At 69.8% G+C, this 16,645-nt stretch carries 16 protein-coding genes and 2 pseudogenes; 10 read left to right on the forward strand and 8 right to left on the reverse strand.

The genetic code is table 11. From position 1 onward, the window contains the following. Positions 1 to 395 precede the first annotated feature (395 nt). The gene (locus ADL29_RS46780; protein WP_425424306.1) at positions 396 to 1,046 is read left to right on the forward strand and encodes a molybdopterin-binding protein; all 651 of its coding nucleotides are present in this window, start codon (positions 396 to 398) and stop codon (positions 1,044 to 1,046) included. A gap of 349 nt (positions 1,047 to 1,395) precedes the next feature. Here the strand turns inward: ADL29_RS46780 and ADL29_RS35800 are convergent, their stop codons facing one another. From ADL29_RS35800 to ADL29_RS35820, 5 genes are read right to left on the reverse strand one after another with little or no spacing between them, the layout of a single operon-like run. Next, positions 1,396 to 2,211 carry an IS5 family transposase gene (locus tag ADL29_RS35800; RefSeq protein ID WP_078971543.1) on the reverse strand — a complete coding sequence of 272 codons (816 nt, stop codon included), beginning with the start codon at positions 2,209 to 2,211 and terminating at the stop codon, positions 1,396 to 1,398. A gap of 4 nt (positions 2,212 to 2,215) precedes the next feature. Next, positions 2,216 to 3,748: a bifunctional 3-(3-hydroxy-phenyl)propionate/3-hydroxycinnamic acid hydroxylase MhpA gene (gene mhpA, locus ADL29_RS35805; RefSeq protein ID WP_053927700.1), complete on the reverse strand. Its 1,533-nt coding sequence runs from the start codon at positions 3,746 to 3,748 to the stop codon at positions 2,216 to 2,218. After that, positions 3,745 to 5,637: an acyl-CoA synthetase gene (locus ADL29_RS35810; protein WP_053927690.1), complete on the reverse strand. Its 1,893-nt coding sequence runs from the start codon at positions 5,635 to 5,637 to the stop codon at positions 3,745 to 3,747. Before ADL29_RS35810 ends, mhpA begins: the two co-directional genes overlap by 4 nt. After that, the gene (locus ADL29_RS35815) at positions 5,634 to 6,575 is read right to left on the reverse strand and encodes a fumarylacetoacetate hydrolase family protein (protein ID WP_053927691.1); all 942 of its coding nucleotides are present in this window, start codon (positions 6,573 to 6,575) and stop codon (positions 5,634 to 5,636) included. The genes ADL29_RS35810 and ADL29_RS35815 overlap by 4 nt, the downstream gene beginning before the upstream one ends. After that, positions 6,572 to 7,717, reverse strand: coding sequence for a VOC family protein (locus ADL29_RS35820; protein WP_053927692.1), 1,146 nt, complete (start codon positions 7,715 to 7,717; stop codon positions 6,572 to 6,574). Before ADL29_RS35820 ends, ADL29_RS35815 begins: the two co-directional genes overlap by 4 nt. A gap of 142 nt (positions 7,718 to 7,859) precedes the next feature. Between ADL29_RS35820 and ADL29_RS35825 the strand changes: the two genes are divergently transcribed. The 6 genes from ADL29_RS35825 (at position 7,860) to ADL29_RS35850 (ending at position 14,052) form a co-directional block, all read left to right on the forward strand. Beyond that, the gene (locus ADL29_RS35825) at positions 7,860 to 8,507 is read left to right on the forward strand and encodes a TetR/AcrR family transcriptional regulator (protein ID WP_053927693.1); all 648 of its coding nucleotides are present in this window, start codon (positions 7,860 to 7,862) and stop codon (positions 8,505 to 8,507) included. A 151-nt stretch (positions 8,508 to 8,658) separates the two neighbouring features. Further along, positions 8,659 to 10,311 (forward strand): MFS transporter, encoded by a 1,653-nt coding sequence (locus ADL29_RS35830; RefSeq protein WP_245689780.1) that lies wholly within the window; start codon positions 8,659 to 8,661, stop codon positions 10,309 to 10,311. 335 nt (positions 10,312 to 10,646) lie between these two features. Further along, positions 10,647 to 11,171, forward strand: a complete 525-nt coding sequence (locus tag ADL29_RS35835) for an MFS transporter (protein ID WP_245689781.1) — start codon at positions 10,647 to 10,649, stop codon at positions 11,169 to 11,171. Between the two features lie 557 nt (positions 11,172 to 11,728). Continuing rightward, positions 11,729 to 12,112, forward strand: a complete 384-nt coding sequence (locus ADL29_RS44740; RefSeq protein WP_211274455.1) for a hypothetical protein — start codon at positions 11,729 to 11,731, stop codon at positions 12,110 to 12,112. Positions 12,113 to 12,347: 235 nt separating this feature from the next. Continuing rightward, complete coding sequence (locus tag ADL29_RS35845) at positions 12,348 to 13,031, forward strand: HdeD family acid-resistance protein (protein ID WP_053927695.1); 684 nt, start codon at positions 12,348 to 12,350, stop codon at positions 13,029 to 13,031. A 49-nt stretch (positions 13,032 to 13,080) separates the two neighbouring features. Next, a complete protein-coding gene (locus ADL29_RS35850; protein WP_245689782.1) occupies positions 13,081 to 14,052 on the forward strand; it encodes a diacylglycerol/lipid kinase family protein in 972 nt (323 codons plus the stop codon). Between the two features lie 202 nt (positions 14,053 to 14,254). On the opposite strand, the gene ADL29_RS42125 is transcribed toward ADL29_RS35850, so the two are convergent. Next, entirely contained in the window at positions 14,255 to 14,446 is a 192-nt protein-coding gene (locus ADL29_RS42125) for a hypothetical protein (protein WP_245689783.1), read from the reverse strand. 237 nt (positions 14,447 to 14,683) lie between these two features. Between ADL29_RS42125 and ADL29_RS44315 the strand changes: the two genes are divergently transcribed. Together ADL29_RS44315 and ADL29_RS46785 are read left to right on the forward strand one after the other, a co-directional pair. Further along, entirely contained in the window at positions 14,684 to 15,109 is a 426-nt protein-coding gene (locus tag ADL29_RS44315; protein WP_053927697.1) for a hypothetical protein, read from the forward strand. A gap of 63 nt (positions 15,110 to 15,172) precedes the next feature. After that, positions 15,173 to 15,304, forward strand: a complete 132-nt coding sequence (locus ADL29_RS46785; protein WP_425424305.1) for a NucA/NucB deoxyribonuclease domain-containing protein — start codon at positions 15,173 to 15,175, stop codon at positions 15,302 to 15,304. A 47-nt stretch (positions 15,305 to 15,351) separates the two neighbouring features. On the opposite strand, the gene ADL29_RS35865 is transcribed toward ADL29_RS46785, so the two are convergent. Then, complete coding sequence (locus ADL29_RS35865) at positions 15,352 to 15,951, reverse strand: DUF6461 domain-containing protein (protein WP_053927698.1); 600 nt, start codon at positions 15,949 to 15,951, stop codon at positions 15,352 to 15,354. Between the two features lie 117 nt (positions 15,952 to 16,068). Continuing rightward, a pseudogene (locus tag ADL29_RS44320) lies at positions 16,069 to 16,330 on the reverse strand (transposase); the annotation flags it as partial. Positions 16,331 to 16,460: 130 nt separating this feature from the next. Between ADL29_RS44320 and ADL29_RS45795 the strand changes: the two are divergent. Then, positions 16,461 to 16,645 (forward strand): annotated as a pseudogene (locus ADL29_RS45795) (thymidine kinase); the annotation flags it as partial.

A 16,645-nucleotide genomic window follows, 5' to 3' on the forward strand; every position in this document is an offset into this window, starting at 1 on the left:
CGGATGACCAGCGCTGCGGCACGAGCGGCAGCGCTGTCGCCGGACGTGCTGCCGGTCACCTCCGGCTGAGGCAGGCACGCGCACCTGCGCCGGCACCCCCACTGCCGCGTATGTGAGTTGCGGCGCAAATGTGCAGGTCAAAAGGGGTCGCATCTCTTGGGGTGCGGCCCCGTTTTTGCGCCCGTGCTGGATGAGATGACGTGTCGTCATGTCACGTCATCCCTGGTCGTCCGTGCTGTGCTGGATTGGTGCTGGACTGCTGTGAGGACGCGTAGCCGCTACCGCGATGGCTTGCCGGCAGCGTTGCGGGGATAGGGAAGCCGGCGGTCTCTCGGAGGCTGTGCAGGTGCGTGCCCTTGGCAGGGGACCAGACAAGAGGGGAACGGCCGCGAGTGGTGGTCTTCCGGGATCATCGATCACCACTGAGTCCACTCTGCCCCTATGAGGCGCCGCGCGGTGCCGACGGCCCCACGGCCGCCATCGTCACCATCGGCGACGAACTGCTCCGCGCCGACCTGGAGGGCTCCAACGCAGACAACGCCTCCGGAATGCTCGGCGAGCGAGGCATCCCATTCCGCGTATGCCACGCCATCGCCGAGGCCATCCCCCCAACGGCTGGGACTGACGTCATCGTGGTGGTGGGCGGGCTCGGTCCCAGCTCCGACGATGTGACGCGCAATGCTGTGGCCCGCGCGCTGGCATACTCGGCGGAGCGACGCGAGGAGGCACGGCAGGACGTCGAGGAGGGTCTTACCTGCTTCGGCATCGCCGTCCATGATGGCAACCGCTGCCTGCCGCCGTTCGCCGAGGGTGCCGACCTGCTGCCGAACCCAACGGACCGCCTGAGGGCTGCCGGGCCGAGGCTCAGGGCAGCAGTGTGCTCATGCTCCCGGGCCCGTCGCGCGAGCGCCTTCCGGTGCTGGAGGCTATGCTGCACGACGGAAACGGCCACGTCCCGAGCCTCCCGAGGTGGCCACCCTCGTTCGCCATACCCTTGGCATCATCGAGGTGGGGCGGGCGCTGGTCGACGCACTCGTACGGGATAGCGGGGTGCCGGTCAGGCGCTGCTCCTCGAAGAGTGCGGCCTTGTCGTGTACCTCGACGAACGCATCTTCGAGGGCGTGTTCGCCTCCGAGTTGGTCTGCGAACGCGACGTCGGCAACGGCTAGGGCGCCGCTGAGAGCCGCGCTTCAACTCTGAGCGGGCGTCCGGGGGCCTGATGCTCGTGCATCGCTGGCCCACTCTGAACGAACGGCAACGCAACGCTTCTCGATCTGTTTGTGCCTGGTGAGAATCCCGGCACCTGGGAGCCGGGTGAATGACGCTCGGCTACACGCTGCGGTCTGACGGTCAAGTGCAGCGCTGGGGGAGTGCTAGGGCCCGTCTGACAAATGATCACCAACGGGGTTCTCGCAGCCACAAGATCAGAGCTGCTATGACGATCCCAGCCCGGTAGCGATCGGCGAGCTTGTCGAACCTCGTCGCGATCGCACGGAATTGCTTGAGACGGGCGAAGCATCGTTCGACTACCTTGCGGGCGGGGTAGATGCTCCTGTCGAAGGCGGGTGGGCGACCGCCCTGGTCTCCACGACGTCGCCGGTTGGCCATCTGGTCGCGGCGTTCGGGGATCGTGGCAGCGATGGGAGGTCGGCCCGTCACAGCGCGCGGGATGCGGATGCTGTCGAGGACCTGGCCGAAAGCGGTAACGTCGTTGACGTTGCCCGGTGTGAGCACAATCGACAGCGGAAGGCCGCGGCCGTCGACGGCAAGGTGGACCTTGGTGGTCAGGCCTCCACGGGAGCGGCCGATTGCCTGGCGCGTCTGCGAATGGCCCGGATCTTCCAGTGTGTCCCCGTCTGCAGCCCTCCTTTTGCGGGCGCCGGCCGAGTGCTGATGGGCTCGGTTGATGGTGGAGTCGACTGACACGGTCCAGTCCACCCGGCCCACCGCGTCGTCGCAAACCTGGAGGTGCTCCAGCAACGTCGCCCAGATCCCGTCCACTTCCCAGCGGGCGAACCGCTCGTAGACGGTCTGCCAGGGCCCGTACCGTTCGGGGAGATCGCGCCAGGGAGCCCCGGTCCGCAGCCGCCACAGCACACCGTTGACCACTTGGCGGTGATCACGCCATGGACGGCCACGTCCGCCCCGCTTCGGCAACAGAGGTCCAATCCGCTCCCATGCCGCGTCCGTCAACTCGCCTCGCACTGACACAGAATCACCCTCGGAAACGCTCGCAGGAGCTCGGTGCGGGCAGGAGCCCGCACAGGGCCTTCGGGTCAGGTGCGGTGCGTTGGACGGTGCCGTCGGGGCGGACCAGTGCCGCTGCGGTGTGGCCGCTGCGGAGCCAGCGGTGCAGGGCGGTGCCGGGCGGGGCGGTGACCAGGACACCGCCGCGGTCGTAGACCTCGGAGCGCAGTGCGGGGGTGACGGCTGCGGAGGTGACCAGCGCGTAGCGGCCCGCGGTCAGGTCGTCGAGGCGTCGGCCGTCCGGCAACGGGGCGTTGGGGCACAGACGTCCCGCGAGGCCGAGCCCGAGCCGTCCGCGGTCGACCAGGGCTGACCGGTGCAGGGCCGGGGTCCGGCTGTCGAGAATGCGGTTGCTCAGGCCGGGAAGCCGGTGCAGATGGGGTGCGAGCAGACGGCGAAGGGCACTGCCGGTATCCCCGCCCGCGGTCATCGCGGTGCCGACCAGCTTGGCGAGGGTGATCATGGAGCGGGCGTGGGGCTTGCGTTCGGCCTCGTAGCTGTCCAGCACGTGTTCGGGTAGGCGGCTGTCGAGGACGGCGGCGAGCTTCCAGGTGAGGTTGGCGGCGTCACGCAGGCCCGCGCCCATGCCCTGGCCGATGAAGGGCGGGGTGAGGTGGGCGGCGTCGCCGAGCAGGAAGAGACGCTGCTTGCGCCAGTGGTCGGCGATCTGGGCGCGGAAGGTGTACTCCGCCGTGCGCACGATCTGCAGTTCGTCTGCGGGGAGGTCGCCGGTCCAGGGTCGGATGAGGGTGTGCAGGCGGGTCATGTCGCGGTAGTCGTCGGCGCGTTCATCGGGCAGGAGCTGGAACTCCCAGCGGTAGCGGCGCTCGGCGATGCGCATGTAGGTGGCGGCACGCACCGGGTCGCAGACCTGGTGCACGCCCTCCCACTGGGCCAGGTCGGCGTCGGTGGCGAGGTCGACGACCAGCCAGCGTTGTGCGAAGGCCAGGTCGTGCATGGTGGAGCCGATCGTCGCGCGGGCCAGGCTGTTCGCGCCGTCGCAGCCGAGCACGTACCCGGCGGTCACGGTGCTGATCTCGCCGGTGGTCCGGTCGGTGAGGCGGACTCGTACTGGCCCTCCGTCGGACTGCTCGATCGCGGTGATCTCCACGTTCCCGCGCAGGGTGACGGTCGGGTGCCGTTCGAGGTTGGCGCGCAGCACCTCCTCCAGTTGGGGCTGGTCGAACATGTTGGCCTCGGGGTGACCGTGGCGGCCGAGGTCGGCGCCGCGCCGGAACTCGGCCAGTACCCGCAGCTCGCGGTCCAGGAGCCGCAGGCCGTGGGCGGGGCGGGAGATGGCGGCGAACTGCCTGGCGATGCCGAGTCGGGCGAGCAGTCGGTAGATCTCGTCGTCGAGGTGGACCGCCCGCGGCAGTGGATAGACCGACTCCCAGCGGTCCAGCACGAGGGTCTCGATGCCGTACTGGCCCAGCAGTGTCGCCGCGGTCAGGCCGGTGGGGCCGGCGCCGATCACGACCACTGGGATGGTGTCGGCGGTCATGACGCCACCGGTCCGGGCGTCGCCGGGGACCACGTCCAACGCAGGGCGTACCGGTCGAGGATCGCACTGATGGCCTCGAGGTCACCGGCACCGGGGGTGACGGACACGAGGACGGACCCGTCCTCGACCGCCGCGTCGACTTCGATGCCGGCGCCTTGACCGGCCAGGGCCTCTGTGACAACCAGCCGGGTGGCGTCCGCCCGCAGGGCGAGCTTGTAGGGCTTGCCCACGTCGGTCACCGGCAGCGCGGCGAGGACGGTGACGGACTTCGGTGCGGCCGCGCGCTCCGGGACGCGCTCGGCGGCCCACTGGCGGAGCTCGTCCTCGGTCGTGTCCGCCTCCGGGGCGAGGGTCACGTACGCCACCGGGACCTCGCCCGCGTGCGGGTCCGGGCGTCCGACCGCGCCGGCGCCGGTGACGTGCGGGTGGGCGAGCAGCGCGTCCTCGATGACGACCGGGTCGATGTTGTGGCCGCCGCGGATGATCAGGTCCTTGGCACGGCCGGCCAGGTGGACGAACCCGTCCGTGTCGAGTCGGGCCAGGTCGCCGGTGTCGAGCCAGCCGTCCACGAGCTTGCCGAGGCCGTCGAGGACCGGACGGCCCTGGGCGTCGCGGCCGGTGACGTAGCCGGCGAACACGGTCGGGCCGGCGATCGCCAGCAGGCCGGTCCGCCCGGCGGGCAGCTCCGCCCCCGATTCCGGGTGGACGACCTTCACCCACTGGTAGGGCATGCGCTGCCCGACCGCGGCGGGGCGCGGCGCGTCGGGGAAACTGCGGACGCTGGCACAGGTGGCCTCGGTCAGGCCGTAGCCCTCGACCAGCCTCACCCCGCTGCGGGCCTCGAATGCGGCTCGGACGGCGTCGGGCAGCGGCGACGCGCCGACCATGGCGTACCGCAGGCTGCTGATGTCCGCCGTGCCGATCGGGCACTGGGCGAGCACCTGGTAGACGGTCGGCACGGCGCTCATGGCCGCGATGCCGTAGTGCTCGACGATCGACCAGAACTCCCCGTACAGGGCGGGTTCGCGGTAGCCGAGCGGCCCTGCCCACACCACCTGCTGGCCCTTGAACAGCGGCGCCAGCAGCGTGACGACCAGGGCATTGACGTGGAACAGGGGAAGCGCGGCGAAGATCACCGCGTCGCCGTCCAGTATCGAGTTGGCGGCGATCATCCAGGCGTTGGCGACTTCGCTTTCGTGGGTGTGGGCGGCGAGCTTCGGGATGCCGGTGGTGCCGCCGGTGTGGAAGAACGCGGCCAGGTCGCCCGGCCGGGGTGGTTCTCCCGTGAATGCGGACGCGTCCTCGGCCCGGGCCAGGTCGGCGAGGTAGGCGATCAGCACCCCGTCGATCCGCGGCAGCGGCGCGGGATCGCCAACTGCCGCCGTGGGCCGAAGCACCAGGACCGCGTCGAGCGCTTCGGCCAGCTCGGGCAGCTTCGCCCAGACGTCCGGGGCCAGCTCCGGGCCCGCGGTGACGAGGACCCGGGCACCGGAGCGCCGCAGTAGCTCGGTCAGGTGCGCGGGGGCCAGAGCGCCGTTGAGCGGCGCGGCGATGCCGGCGAGCTGCGCGGCGAGTGTCGCAGGAATGAGTTCGGCGCAGTTGGGCGCCATCAGCGCGACCGCGGCGCCGCGGCGGACCCCGAACCGGTGCAGGACGTTGGCATAGCGGTGCACTCCGGCCAGCAGGTCGGCGAAGGTGCACCGCAGTGGCCCGCGCCACCGCTCGGCGTCGGGGAGCACCGTCAGGGCGGTGCGGTCGGGCCAGAGCCGCGCGGCCCGGGCCAGCAGGTCGTAGGTGGAGGCAGGAAGGCCACGAGCCTCGAGCGGCACCTCCTCGATCGCGACCAGGTCGGAAGGGGCGGCGTAGTGGGGCCACAGCAGTTCGCTCACCGGGCGTACCTCACCGTCGTGCGCTGGCGGCCGAGGTCGAGCGTGCCGTCGTTGGTGGCTACGGCGGCCTCCACCAGATCGCCGTCGTGCAGGTACTTGGGGTTCTTGGCCTGGGCCTTGAAGAACAGTCGCCACTTGGTCGCGGCCGGCAGCAGCGAGCCCAGGATCTCGGCCGGCTTGGGCGGCGCGCTGAGCGCGGTGCCGACCGGGGTGCCCGTGAGCAGCAGGTCGCCGGGGTCCAGCCGCTGGAAGCCGCTGAGTGCCCTCAGGGCTTCGAGCGGCCGGTAGATCATGTCGGAGGCGGGCATGTCCTGCCGCAGCTCGCCGTTGACCCACAGGCGCAGCCGCAGCTCGGCGAACCGGTCGAGGTCGCCCTCCTCCAGCAGCACCAGCGCCGGTCCGGTGGGGGTGAAGGTGGGGTAGGACTTGGCCTCGTAGAACTGGGTCTTGGGCAGTTGCAGGTCCCGGGCGGAGATGTCGTTGGTGACCACGAGGGCGGCGACGTGGTCGGAAAGATTCGCGGCAGAGAACTGGGTGCCGACCGGGAGGGGTGCGCCGATGACGAGGCCGATCTCCACTTCGTAGTCGAGCAGCTGGACGTGGGTGGGCTTGATGATGTCCTCGTACGGGCCGCTGATCGACCCGGACGCCTTGCGGAAGAACGCGAGCGGGACGCGCTTCGGGTCAAGGCCCGCATCGGCCGCGTGCGAGACGAAGTTCGCCATCTGGGCCACGACCCGGCGCCCCGGGGTGACCGGAGAGAGCACCGAGAGGTCGGCGACCGGCACGCCGGGGTCGGTGCCGTGCACGGCGGCGGTGACGGCGTCCCGGTCGGCCAGCAGCTCGGCGGTGGTGGCGGCCGCGGTCCGCACCCGGACGGCGCGCTGCTCGCGGACGGTGTACCAGCCGTCGGCTGTGCGCAGGACGTTGACGCTCATCGGTTCATCGCTTTCATCAGGCCCAGCAGACGGCCGGGGTCGATCTCGTTGTCGGCGCGCAGCGCGCGCACCACCTCGCGGATCAGTGCGGGGGTGGGGTTGGCGCCGAGGAAGTCGCGGGTGGCCGGCGGGCCCCACTGGGCCAGGCCGCTGGCGGACATCGGAGCCCAGCCGGGTTCCAGGTCGCAGTCGAACAGGTCGCTGTCGGCGAAGTGCTCGACCATCAGCCTGTCCGGATCGCGCCAGTAGTCGAAGAGCTGGCTGCCCTGGATGTGCCGGCCGATGCCCCAGCTGCGCTTGTAGCCGCGCTCGGCGAGGTACTGCCCTCCGGCGGCGATCGCGTCGAGGTCGGTGACCTGGTAGGCGGAGTGGACGTAGCCGGTGCGCGGGCCCAGGTGCATCGCGAGGGTGTGGTGGTCGACCGGTGTGCTGCCCTGGTCGCAGCGGATGAACGCCATGGTGGGCCCGCGGTCGCGCTGGCCGTCCAGGAACAGGAAGTCGCTGACGATCAGGCCGAGGGTGTCCAGGTACCAGTCCAGGGCCTGGGTGAACCTCGGCGTCTCCAGCACGACGTGGCCCAGCCGCTGGATGCGGGCGGGTTCGCGCGGCGGGCGCTGGGTGGCGTTGGTCCGGGTCCGGCTGCCGCCGACGTTGAGCGGGAGCGGGGGCTGTTCGGGCAGGGCCGGGAGCTGCTCGGTGCCGTGGATGACGCGGACCGGGAAGCCGGACGGGTCGGCCAGGTCCACGACCTGCCCGCCGCCGAACTCTCGGAGGTCGCGGACCGGATGGCCGGTGGCGCGGGCCAGGCGGTCCAGGTCCGCGCGCCCGGCGGCCCGGAACGCCGGGCCGAGGAAGCGCGAGGTGCGGCCTTGGCGCACGACCACGCACGCCGATCCGGGCAGGGTGCCACGCAGATACAGCGCCCGGCCGGTGCGCGCGGCGACGGCGAAGCCGAAGTCGCGGGCGAACACCTCGGCGCGGGCCAGGTCGGGTTTCTCGAACTCCAGCCAGGCCAGGTCCGCCACTTTGATCACGGGCTGCCGGGCGCGGCCGGGGTGTTCCCCGCGCAGTGCCCCGTGCTCGCTGTGCAGGTCCTGGTGGGCGGTGGTGGGCCCGGGCGGGCGGGCTCGGTCGTTCGACATGTGGGGGCTCCGTCAGGGGTGGCTCAACGGACACGCTTCTGATGAGAAGCTCTTAATTGATAGAAGCATCAGTCTTGGCGGAGCAATCGTCAAGGGTCAGAGTGATGGAGTCATCAGATCTGAATGCGCCTAGACTGTTGGTATGCCGAACCAGCTCGACACCACCGACGGTCCCGCGAGCGCGAACCGCTTCGAGCGCCGCCGCGCGCGCACCCGCCAGGCGCTGATCGCCGCTGCGCGGCAGATCCTCGCCGAGACCGGCGAGACCTCGGCCAGCATCCAGGACATCGCCGAACGCGCCGACGTGGGCTTCGGCACGTTCTACAACCACTTCGAGACCAAGAACGACCTGTTCGACGCCGCGGTCGGCGACGCACTGGAGGAGTACGGCCAACTGCTCGACAGCGTCACCAAGTGCATCGACGACCCGGCCGCCGTCTTCGCCACCAGCATCCGCCTCACGCTGCGGCTGGCGGCCTCGCACCCCGAGATCACGCAGATCCTGCGCCTGCGCGGCCTGCCGCACATCAACGCCGCCACCGGGCTCGGGCCGCGCGCCGTGCGCGACCTGGAGGTCGGCAAGGCATCCGGACGCTTCACGTTCGAAGACCCGCTCGTGGCCCTGTCTGCGGTCGGCGGCGCGCTGATCGGCCTACTCCAGCTCAACTCGGTGCGCGATCTCGGCGCAGAGGCCGGCGAGCACATGGCCGAGATGATCCTGCGCATGCTCGGGCTCCGCGCCGACGAGGCCCACGAGATTTCCACCCGCCCCCTGCCCGAGCTGCCCTGACCCCGGCGGCCGCCGACCCCACGCCCACCCAGGCCCCCGCACCGTGGAACGGTGCGGGGGCCTGCTGCATCCCCGGCCCTTCGGGCGTACTCGCGGACCTTTGTTGATCATTTACTCGTAACTGATGAAAGCATCAGTTACGATGAACGGCGTGAAGACGCTTGAGCGCAGCAAACCCCCTTTCCGAACAGGCCGCGGCGGCCAGAGCGGCGTGCTCTTCGCCATGTGCCTCTCCCTCGTGCTGGTCGTGGCCTCGGTCTCCGCGCTGAACCTGGCGCTGCCGAGCCTCGCCGTGGAACTGGGCGCCACCAACTCGGCGCTGACCTGGATCGCCGACGGCTACACCGTGGCGCTGGCCGCGCTGGTCCTGCCGCTGGGCGCGCTCGGCGACCGGATCGGGCGCCGCAAGGTCCTGATCGCCGGGAACGTGGTCTTCGGCGCGGCCGCGGTCTTCGCGGCCTGCTCCTCCTCCACCTCGCACCTGATCGTGTGCCGGGTGGTGATGGGCCTGGGCGCGGCCATGATCATGCCGGGGACGCTGTCGACGATCACCGCGGTACTCCCCAAGGACAGGAAGGACCGCGGGGTCGCGATCTGGTCCGGCTTCGCCGCGGCCGGGGCGATCATCGGCATGCTCGCCGCCGGCGGCCTGCTGGAGCAGTTCTCTTGGAAGTCGATCTTCTGGACCAGCGGGGCCACCGCGATGGTGTGCGCGCTCGCCGCGCTGCTGCTGGCCCCGGAGACGCGCAGCTCGGTGCGGGAGCGCTTCGACTTCCCCGGATCGGCGACCACCGCGCTGGCGGTGGGAGCCCTGGTCTACGGGATCATCGAGGGCAACGACCGGGGCTGGACCCGCCCGGAGGTCCTCGCCGCGTTCGCCCTCGCCGCGGTGGCGCTGGCCGCCTACGTGGTCCTGGGCCTGCGCAGCCGCCACCCGCTGCTGGACCCGCGCCTGTTCACACTCCGCGGCTTCGGCGCGGGCACGCTGGCGATCCTGGTGCAGTTCATGTCCGTCTTCGGGTTCTTCTTCGTCGGCCTGCAGTTCCTGCAGCTGATACTCGGCTACAGCCCGCTGCACAGCGCGGTCGCGCTGGTCCCGGTCGCGGCCGTCGTCCTGCCTACCTCAGTGGTCACACCGCGCCTGGCCCAGCGCCTGGGCGTCAAGGCGGTCATGCCCGCGGGCCTGCTGTGCCTGGCCGGCGGCATGTTCTGGCTGACCCGCCTGCACGCCGACAGCGGCTACCTGCCCTTCCTCGGAGCCCTGATCCTCGCCGGGGCCGGTATCGGCCTGACCAGTGCCACCGGCACCAGCTCCATCGTCGACTCCCTCGGGCCCGACAGTCAGGGGGTGGCCTCGGCCATGAACGACACCGCCCGCGAAGTCGGCTCCGCGATCGGCATCGCGCTGATGGGCTCGGTGTTCTCCAGCCACTACCGCTCCGCGCTGCCCGACGACCTGTCCCGTCTGCCGGCCCAGGCCGCCGAGACCGTGCACCACTCCGCGGCCGGCGGACTCGAAGTCGCGGCCCACCTCGGCGCCCAGGGGCCCGCGCTGGCCGCCGCCGTCCGCGACGCCTTCATGTCCGGCTTCACCTCCGCGATGGAAGTCATCGCGGCGATCCTGGCGGTCGCCGCCATCGCCTGCGCCGCCATCGCACCGCGCCTCGGCCAGAAGACCGCGGCCGCAGCCCCGCAGCCTCACCGGCCTGCCGACACCGAGCCCGAGGCAACCACATGGCAGCAGGCCACAGCCCAGGTCAGGAAGGCGGACGTGCTCAACGGTTCCACTGCCGACCGGCCGTAGCGTCCAGAAATAATGGAGCCCCCCCGTGCCCGTCACGCCCCTAACGGCGCTGCGCCGCCGCCCCGTCCTCGCCGCCACCGCGACCCTCGCGGCCCTCGCGCTCGGTGCGACCGGGGCCGACCGCGCAGCCGCCCAGTACGCCCAGCCGGTTTCCGCGCCGGCGCCGTCACCGTGCTGGTGCAGTTCATGGCCGTCTTCGGTTCTTCTTCGTCGGCCTGCAGTACCTCCAGCTCATCCTCGGATACAGCCCCCTGAAAGCCGCCGTCGCCCTCGTCCCCGTCGCCGTCCTGCCCGACCTCCCACGTCACCCCCCCCATCTCGTTGCCCGGCCGGGCATGAAAGCCGTGATGGTCGCGGGCCTGACCCTGCTCAGCGGCGGTCTGTTCGCGATCTCCCGGGGCCACGCCGACTCCGGCTACCTGCCCTTCCTCGGCGGGCTGGTCCTGTGCGGCCTCGGCATCGGACTGACCGGTGCCGCGGGAACCGCCGCCATCACCGGCTCCCTCGGCCGCGGTCAGCAAGGCGTGGCCTCCGCGATGAACGACACCACCCGCGAAGTCGGCTCTGCCATCGGCATCGCCCTCATGGGCTCGGTCTACGGCAGCCACTACCGCGACGCCCTGCCCTCCAGCATCGACCAGCTCCCGCCCCACGCAGCCGAGTCCGTCCGTGACTCCGCGGCCGCCGGCCTTCAGGTGGCTCAACAGGCCGGCCCCCAGGGGCCCGCCCTGGCGCAGGCCGTCAAGGACGCGTTCATCAGCGGTCTGTCGGCTTCCCTCGTCGTCGCCGTCATCGTGCTCGCCGGCGCCGTCGGGTGCCTCTTCCGTGCGCCGCGTCAAGCCCCCGGCGCCGATTCCTGAACCGCGAGTGCGGGCCCGTCCCAGGAACCGTCGGCTGCCGACCGGGGTTCCGTGGCGTGAACTCCTCAAATGGCACGGGCTGTGCGAGCCCCTCTCCGAGCGAGCATCTACCGCGAACGCTGAACGGCGCTCCGCCACCTCAAGCAGCTCCGAACTGGCGCAACCCAGTCGACGAGCTCACTGACCGCCACCACACCGGAGTCGTCCTGGCTCGAGGCTCTTCTGACTCCGTGAACCCACACGGTGATCGTTTGTCAGACAAGCCCTAGCGGAGGTCACCGAGGCAGGCAGGTTCTCCCCTTCAGCACGGTCACCATCCGGATGGCCCGGTGTACGTGGACAGCCGCGTCGAGAGACCACTCCCAAGAGGCTTCGGAAGTGGCGAAGGGTGGAGGGCTCCCGCGCCGAAGGCGCAGCTCGACGCCGTACGTGGGCAATTGGCACGCAGACACCGATTGGGAAGGACCACCGCCGTCAGCCGCGAAGCTGCGGAGAGGTGCTGGTGCGGTTCGAGGGCTCGCAGCCGCCTACTCACTGTATTTCTGCAGAAGCTGCGTATGGGCGTTGCACCCCCCGGCTCGCGGCCGGACCACTCAACGCGCGGATTTCTAGCCTGGAGGCATGACGAGAACACCCCCGAGCGACTCGTGGGCGCCGTGCTGCCGGCCAGTCCAGCGGCCGCGGCTCTCGGATTCCAGCCGCTGCCCGCGGGCTTCTTCGCCACACTGGCCGCGTTGGTCGTGTGTTACCTGGGCCTGGGCGAGATCGGCAAACGGTTCTTCTACCGCGCTGCCAGGGCCCCCGCCCGGCCGAGCCCGGCACCCGGCCACCGCCATCTGCGGCGCCGCGCCGCCCGCTTCAGCATCGCCCAGCGACGCAGGCCCGCGCTCCACAGACGTCCAGACCCGGGTGAGGGTGCCAAGGTCAACTTGAAAGAGTAGTTCCGGCAAGTAGTTCCGGCCTGATTCCCCTCACTCCCTGCGCGGCCGAGTTGCTGAGGCAAGGACATCACGCTCTGCAACTGGAGCTCTGTCCCACCTGGCCAGGGGGTTGTTTCGTACTCGTGGGGATGCGGGATCGACGAACCGTCCATTTTCGCCGGGCCCTACAGAGCCGACGGGGGGACGATGGAGGTGAACTGATTCGACCACCCTGTTCCTGAGAGGAGCAGACGGTATGGCTTCCTCTTCCTTCGATTCCTCAGGTGCCGGCCCTCCGCGCGGCACCGGGACACAGGACGCCTCCGGCACCGAAAGCCTGGGTGGCTTGGCCGACATGGGCTGGCAGGCCCTTCTCACCATGGGCCTGGCTGCCATCGCACTGGGTGTCGTGGTCCTTGCCTGGCCTCAGGAGACGCTGCGGGTCGTCGGCGTGCTCTTCGGCGTCTATCTGCTGGTCATCGGTGTCTTCCAGCTGGTCGCCGCCTTCGGTACGCATGTCCCCCGGCATCTTCGGGCGCTGCATTTCCTCGCCGGTGCGCTCTCCGTCCTCCTGGGTCTGATCTGCTTCCGGGGCACGCTGGAGTCGATTCTGCTGCTCGCCCTGTGGATCGGCTTCGGTTGGCTGGTGCGCGGCATCATGGTGACAGCGACGGCGGCCTCCGCACCCCCGGATATGCCGGCACGAGGCTGGATGCTGTTCGCCGGAATCATCGGCTTGCTGGCAGGCACCGTGCTGATCGTCGCGCCGTTCACCTCGATCGCCGCGCTCACCCTGACGGTGAGCATCATGGCCATAGTCCTTGGGGCGGTTGAGGTATTCCACGCCATAAGGATGCGGGCCGACGTCAGCCGCCTCGCTCCCGGCACTACTGCCGAGCGACGACCGCGGTTCCACTTCCGGCCGCACCCCCAGCACTGATTCTCGCGACTGCCGTGCTCCGCTGAGTGCGGCAACAGCGGGTGCAGAAGTGGGTGTGGTGATGGCCGGAGCTGAGGCGCGTACCCGGGTAGTGGTCGTGATGAATCCACGCTCGGGCGGCGGCAGTCCTGCTCGTTTCGACCTGACCAACCGGGTCGAGGGCATGGGAGCGCAGGTCTGGTCGACCAGTGTCGACGACGACGCGGCGTCACTCGCGAGGCTCGCCGTCCAGGAGGGGGCTGAGGTACTGGGAGTGGCGGGCGGAGACGGCACGATATCGGCCGTGGCTGCGGTGGCCGCTGACACGGATCGCCCGTTGCTGGTGGTCCCGGCAGGCACGCGCAACCACTTCGCCCGGGACCTTGGCCTCGACATCCGCAACCCGGTGTCCTCACTGAGCGCCCTGACCGATGGCGTGCCCACACGTGTGGATCTCGGCTTGGTAGGCCCGCGCGTCTTCATCAACAACGTCTCTTTCGGCCCCTACGCCGACGCCTTGCTGGACCCTGGGTACCGGGAGGACAAGGTGCGCGCCCTCGCCTCGGTCACACCCGATTACCTCACAGGAAGGCAATGCGTCGAAGCCGACGTGGACACCCCGCGGGGAACCGTCCACTTGCCGCAAGTGGTGCTGATCTCCAACAACCCGTACCACATCGCCACTCCCCGCTACCTGGGGCGTCGCTTCACGCTCACCTCAGGACTGCTCGGCGCCATCGTGCTGAAGCGTCCGACCGACACCCCACCAGACCTCCTCCGGCACCTGCGCAGTGAGCTCCTGCGGCAGCAGCCCCCAGGTACGGCAGGTGATGCGGCGAGCGCCTGGAGGGCGGCCAGCATCACGTTGCGCGGCCGGGGCCGGCAACTGGATGCAGGGATCGATGGCGAAGCCGTAACGCTGCCTCTTTCGGTCACGTGCGAAATCTGGCCAGGTGGACTGCAAGTGCTGCTGCCGAGAGACCGGCCAGGAATCCCACCGGAGCCGGTGCCCGGGCTCCCGCGAGCGCCGCGTGGCCCCTGAGGACAGACCGACAACGTCGAAGGGCCACCACCGTGAACTTGAGCTCTCGTGGTCGTCGCAACACCCCAGCTCAGGGGATGGGGTGCGTGGCGGCGACTGTCTGCGTCCGACCCGCTCCGGCCGACCGAAGGCAATATCAGCCTCGCTGGAGTCAGCCGTTGCGAAACGTGCGACGCCACGCAGTAGACCACGTCGGCGCTGGTCACGTCCTGGGGAGCGTGCCGCGCAAGTGATCGAGGTGCTGCCGCACATAGTCGGCCAGGTCGGCGTAGAACGGCACGCGGGCTGCTGCCTGGAGGACTTCTGTGCAGGCGGTCAGCTCCCCGAGTCGGCTGGAGGGAGTGCCCAGGACGTGGGCGAACTCCTTGCGGACTCGTTCCGCGATGTCCGGCACGGGGAGGGAGTGCAGGTAGAGGTTGGCTGCGTCGTAGCCGGTGGGGCGGCACCCAGCAAGACCGTCGACAAGAAGAGCGACAGTGTCGGGTGTATGGAGACCTCCACGCCGAAGCCCGAGGTCGGCACCCTGGCGGCGAGGAATGCCTCGCTGGCCGGTCGGCAGTGCCGCGCCAGGCCCGGGTCCTGGTGGTAGACCCGGTTCGATGCCTGCGGTCGTATCTCCCTGAACTACACCGTGATCGACCTCAGAACAAAGCGTCAGATCGGTCGGGCGTCCTTCACCGCAACCCAGGAGATCCAGCTCGCCCACCTCTCCGGGCAGTGGCACACCGAGAACACTCTGACGCTCGACAGCGCCTACGGCGCGGCGAAGGGGCTCCGTGCCGCCTGGAAGGTCTCCTGCAGTGACAATGCCTGTAACAGCGACTCCGCATGGACGGGCTCCGAATCGGTCGGCAAGGGCCGGGTCGCGGACGGCGCCACCACCCACAACTGGAAGGCGGGGAAGCCGGTTCAGGGATTCCGGCTGAAGAGCACCGTCACCATTCTCGGCGTGGGGCAGGTTCTCATCGCTCCGGCCTGGTTCCAGGTGCCGACGACGGTCCGGTGCGACAAGACCTGCAACGCGAAGTCCTCGCGCGACGGCAAAAGCCGCGGGTAGGACTGCGCGGAGATCCGGCCCGAGAAGCAGAACGGGCAGTGGACCATTCACTACGTCAACAACGTGGCGAACAGACGGCGCACGATCGGCCACGTACCGAACAGGCAGAACGGCTCCGTTGGCGGCTCGCTGTCACGTTTCTACCAGAACCAGCGCATGATCGACGGTGACAGGTTCTGGCTCTACGTCCGCTGAAGCCAGCCGGCGTGGGGGTGTGGCGTGTCCGGCCCACCCCCACGGTGTCAGTCGTCGAAGTCGATCGACGGGATTTTCGCCAGCGAAGCCAGCACGACCTGTGGTGGGGTGAGAACCACGCCGGTGTAGCCGTGCAGCAGCGCGAGGGCCTTCAGCTTGGGGAGCTGGTCATTGGCAGGATCGAAGAAGCCCGCGCGGTGCATCTGGTCTGTGAGCCGGTCAGGATCCTCCCCGCCCTCTTCTCGCCTGAGCTCCGGCTCTGCCATATCGAACCGGGTGATCAGGCGTCCATCTTCCCAGTGCTCGACATAGCCGAGCGCGTTGCCGTTGTGCCAGCAGCCGATGAGCCGGGTTCCCTGCGAGGCCGCCGCGAGACGCGTTTCGTCGAAGGCCCAGATGCTCGCAGGCTCCAGGGCGAACGCCCAGCCGTCCGCAACCCCGCCGTGCACGGCACCGTAGTCATCATCGTGCGCCATCGCCTCCGCGCAGAACTCGTCGACCTCTTCGGAATCCTCCGGGACGCGGATGTCAGCCGGACCGCAGCCGAGGCGCACGAGCAGCTCCCGGTCGGCCAAACCCTCGACCAGGGTCAGGCTGAACGCCAGGTGCATCTCGCCGATCCACTCGAGCGGATTGGAAGTCGCCACCTTCCCCTCCCCATACTGCGAAAACCGTGTGCCGGCGTCGAGGCTACGCATAATCTCCGCTTGGTGACCGCTCGCCCCCTTCACGGCGTCATGCAGGCGTCGCCGTGCTCACCGAGCTCAGGGCCGAGCCAACGACAACGGGGCCATTGATAGTCCCTGACGCAATGTGGTTCGCAGGCGGCGCCAGCAGACGAGGGAGCATGCGAGCTTGAGGAGGGCTTCGTGGATGTCGTCACGGGTCTCCCATCGGATACGTAGGCGGCCGAACCAGTGGGGGCAGGAGCGCGATGGTCTGCTCGGCCACCCATCGCTTGGTGCCCAGACCTGAGCCGTGCTCCGTGCCGCGGCGGGCGATGACCGGCTTGATGCCCTTCGCCCGGGCCTAGGCCGAGATGGCCCGCAGGCCGTTCTTGCGCCGGGCACCGTAGGCTTCGCAATTGAGGTGTCTGTTTCTACGGTGAGCCGCAGAGAGCCGATCCAGATGTGGCGGATACCCAAGCAAAAAGACTTTGGCGCTCCAGATTGGGCACAACCGTTCGGCTCGGGGGTTGCAGGGCGTGATCTTCACGCGTGATGACCGTGCGGAGGAGGGGACGCTGTCGTCGCGTCTGGGGCTGGTGACGGAGGCGGTGGAGGCGGCCCCGGGGATGGACCTCTACGGGTATCTCGTGGAGCAGATGACGTACGGCGGCAA

The sequence above is a fragment of the Streptomyces chattanoogensis genome (assembly GCF_001294335.1).
Taxonomy (GTDB): domain Bacteria; phylum Actinomycetota; class Actinomycetes; order Streptomycetales; family Streptomycetaceae; genus Streptomyces; species Streptomyces chattanoogensis.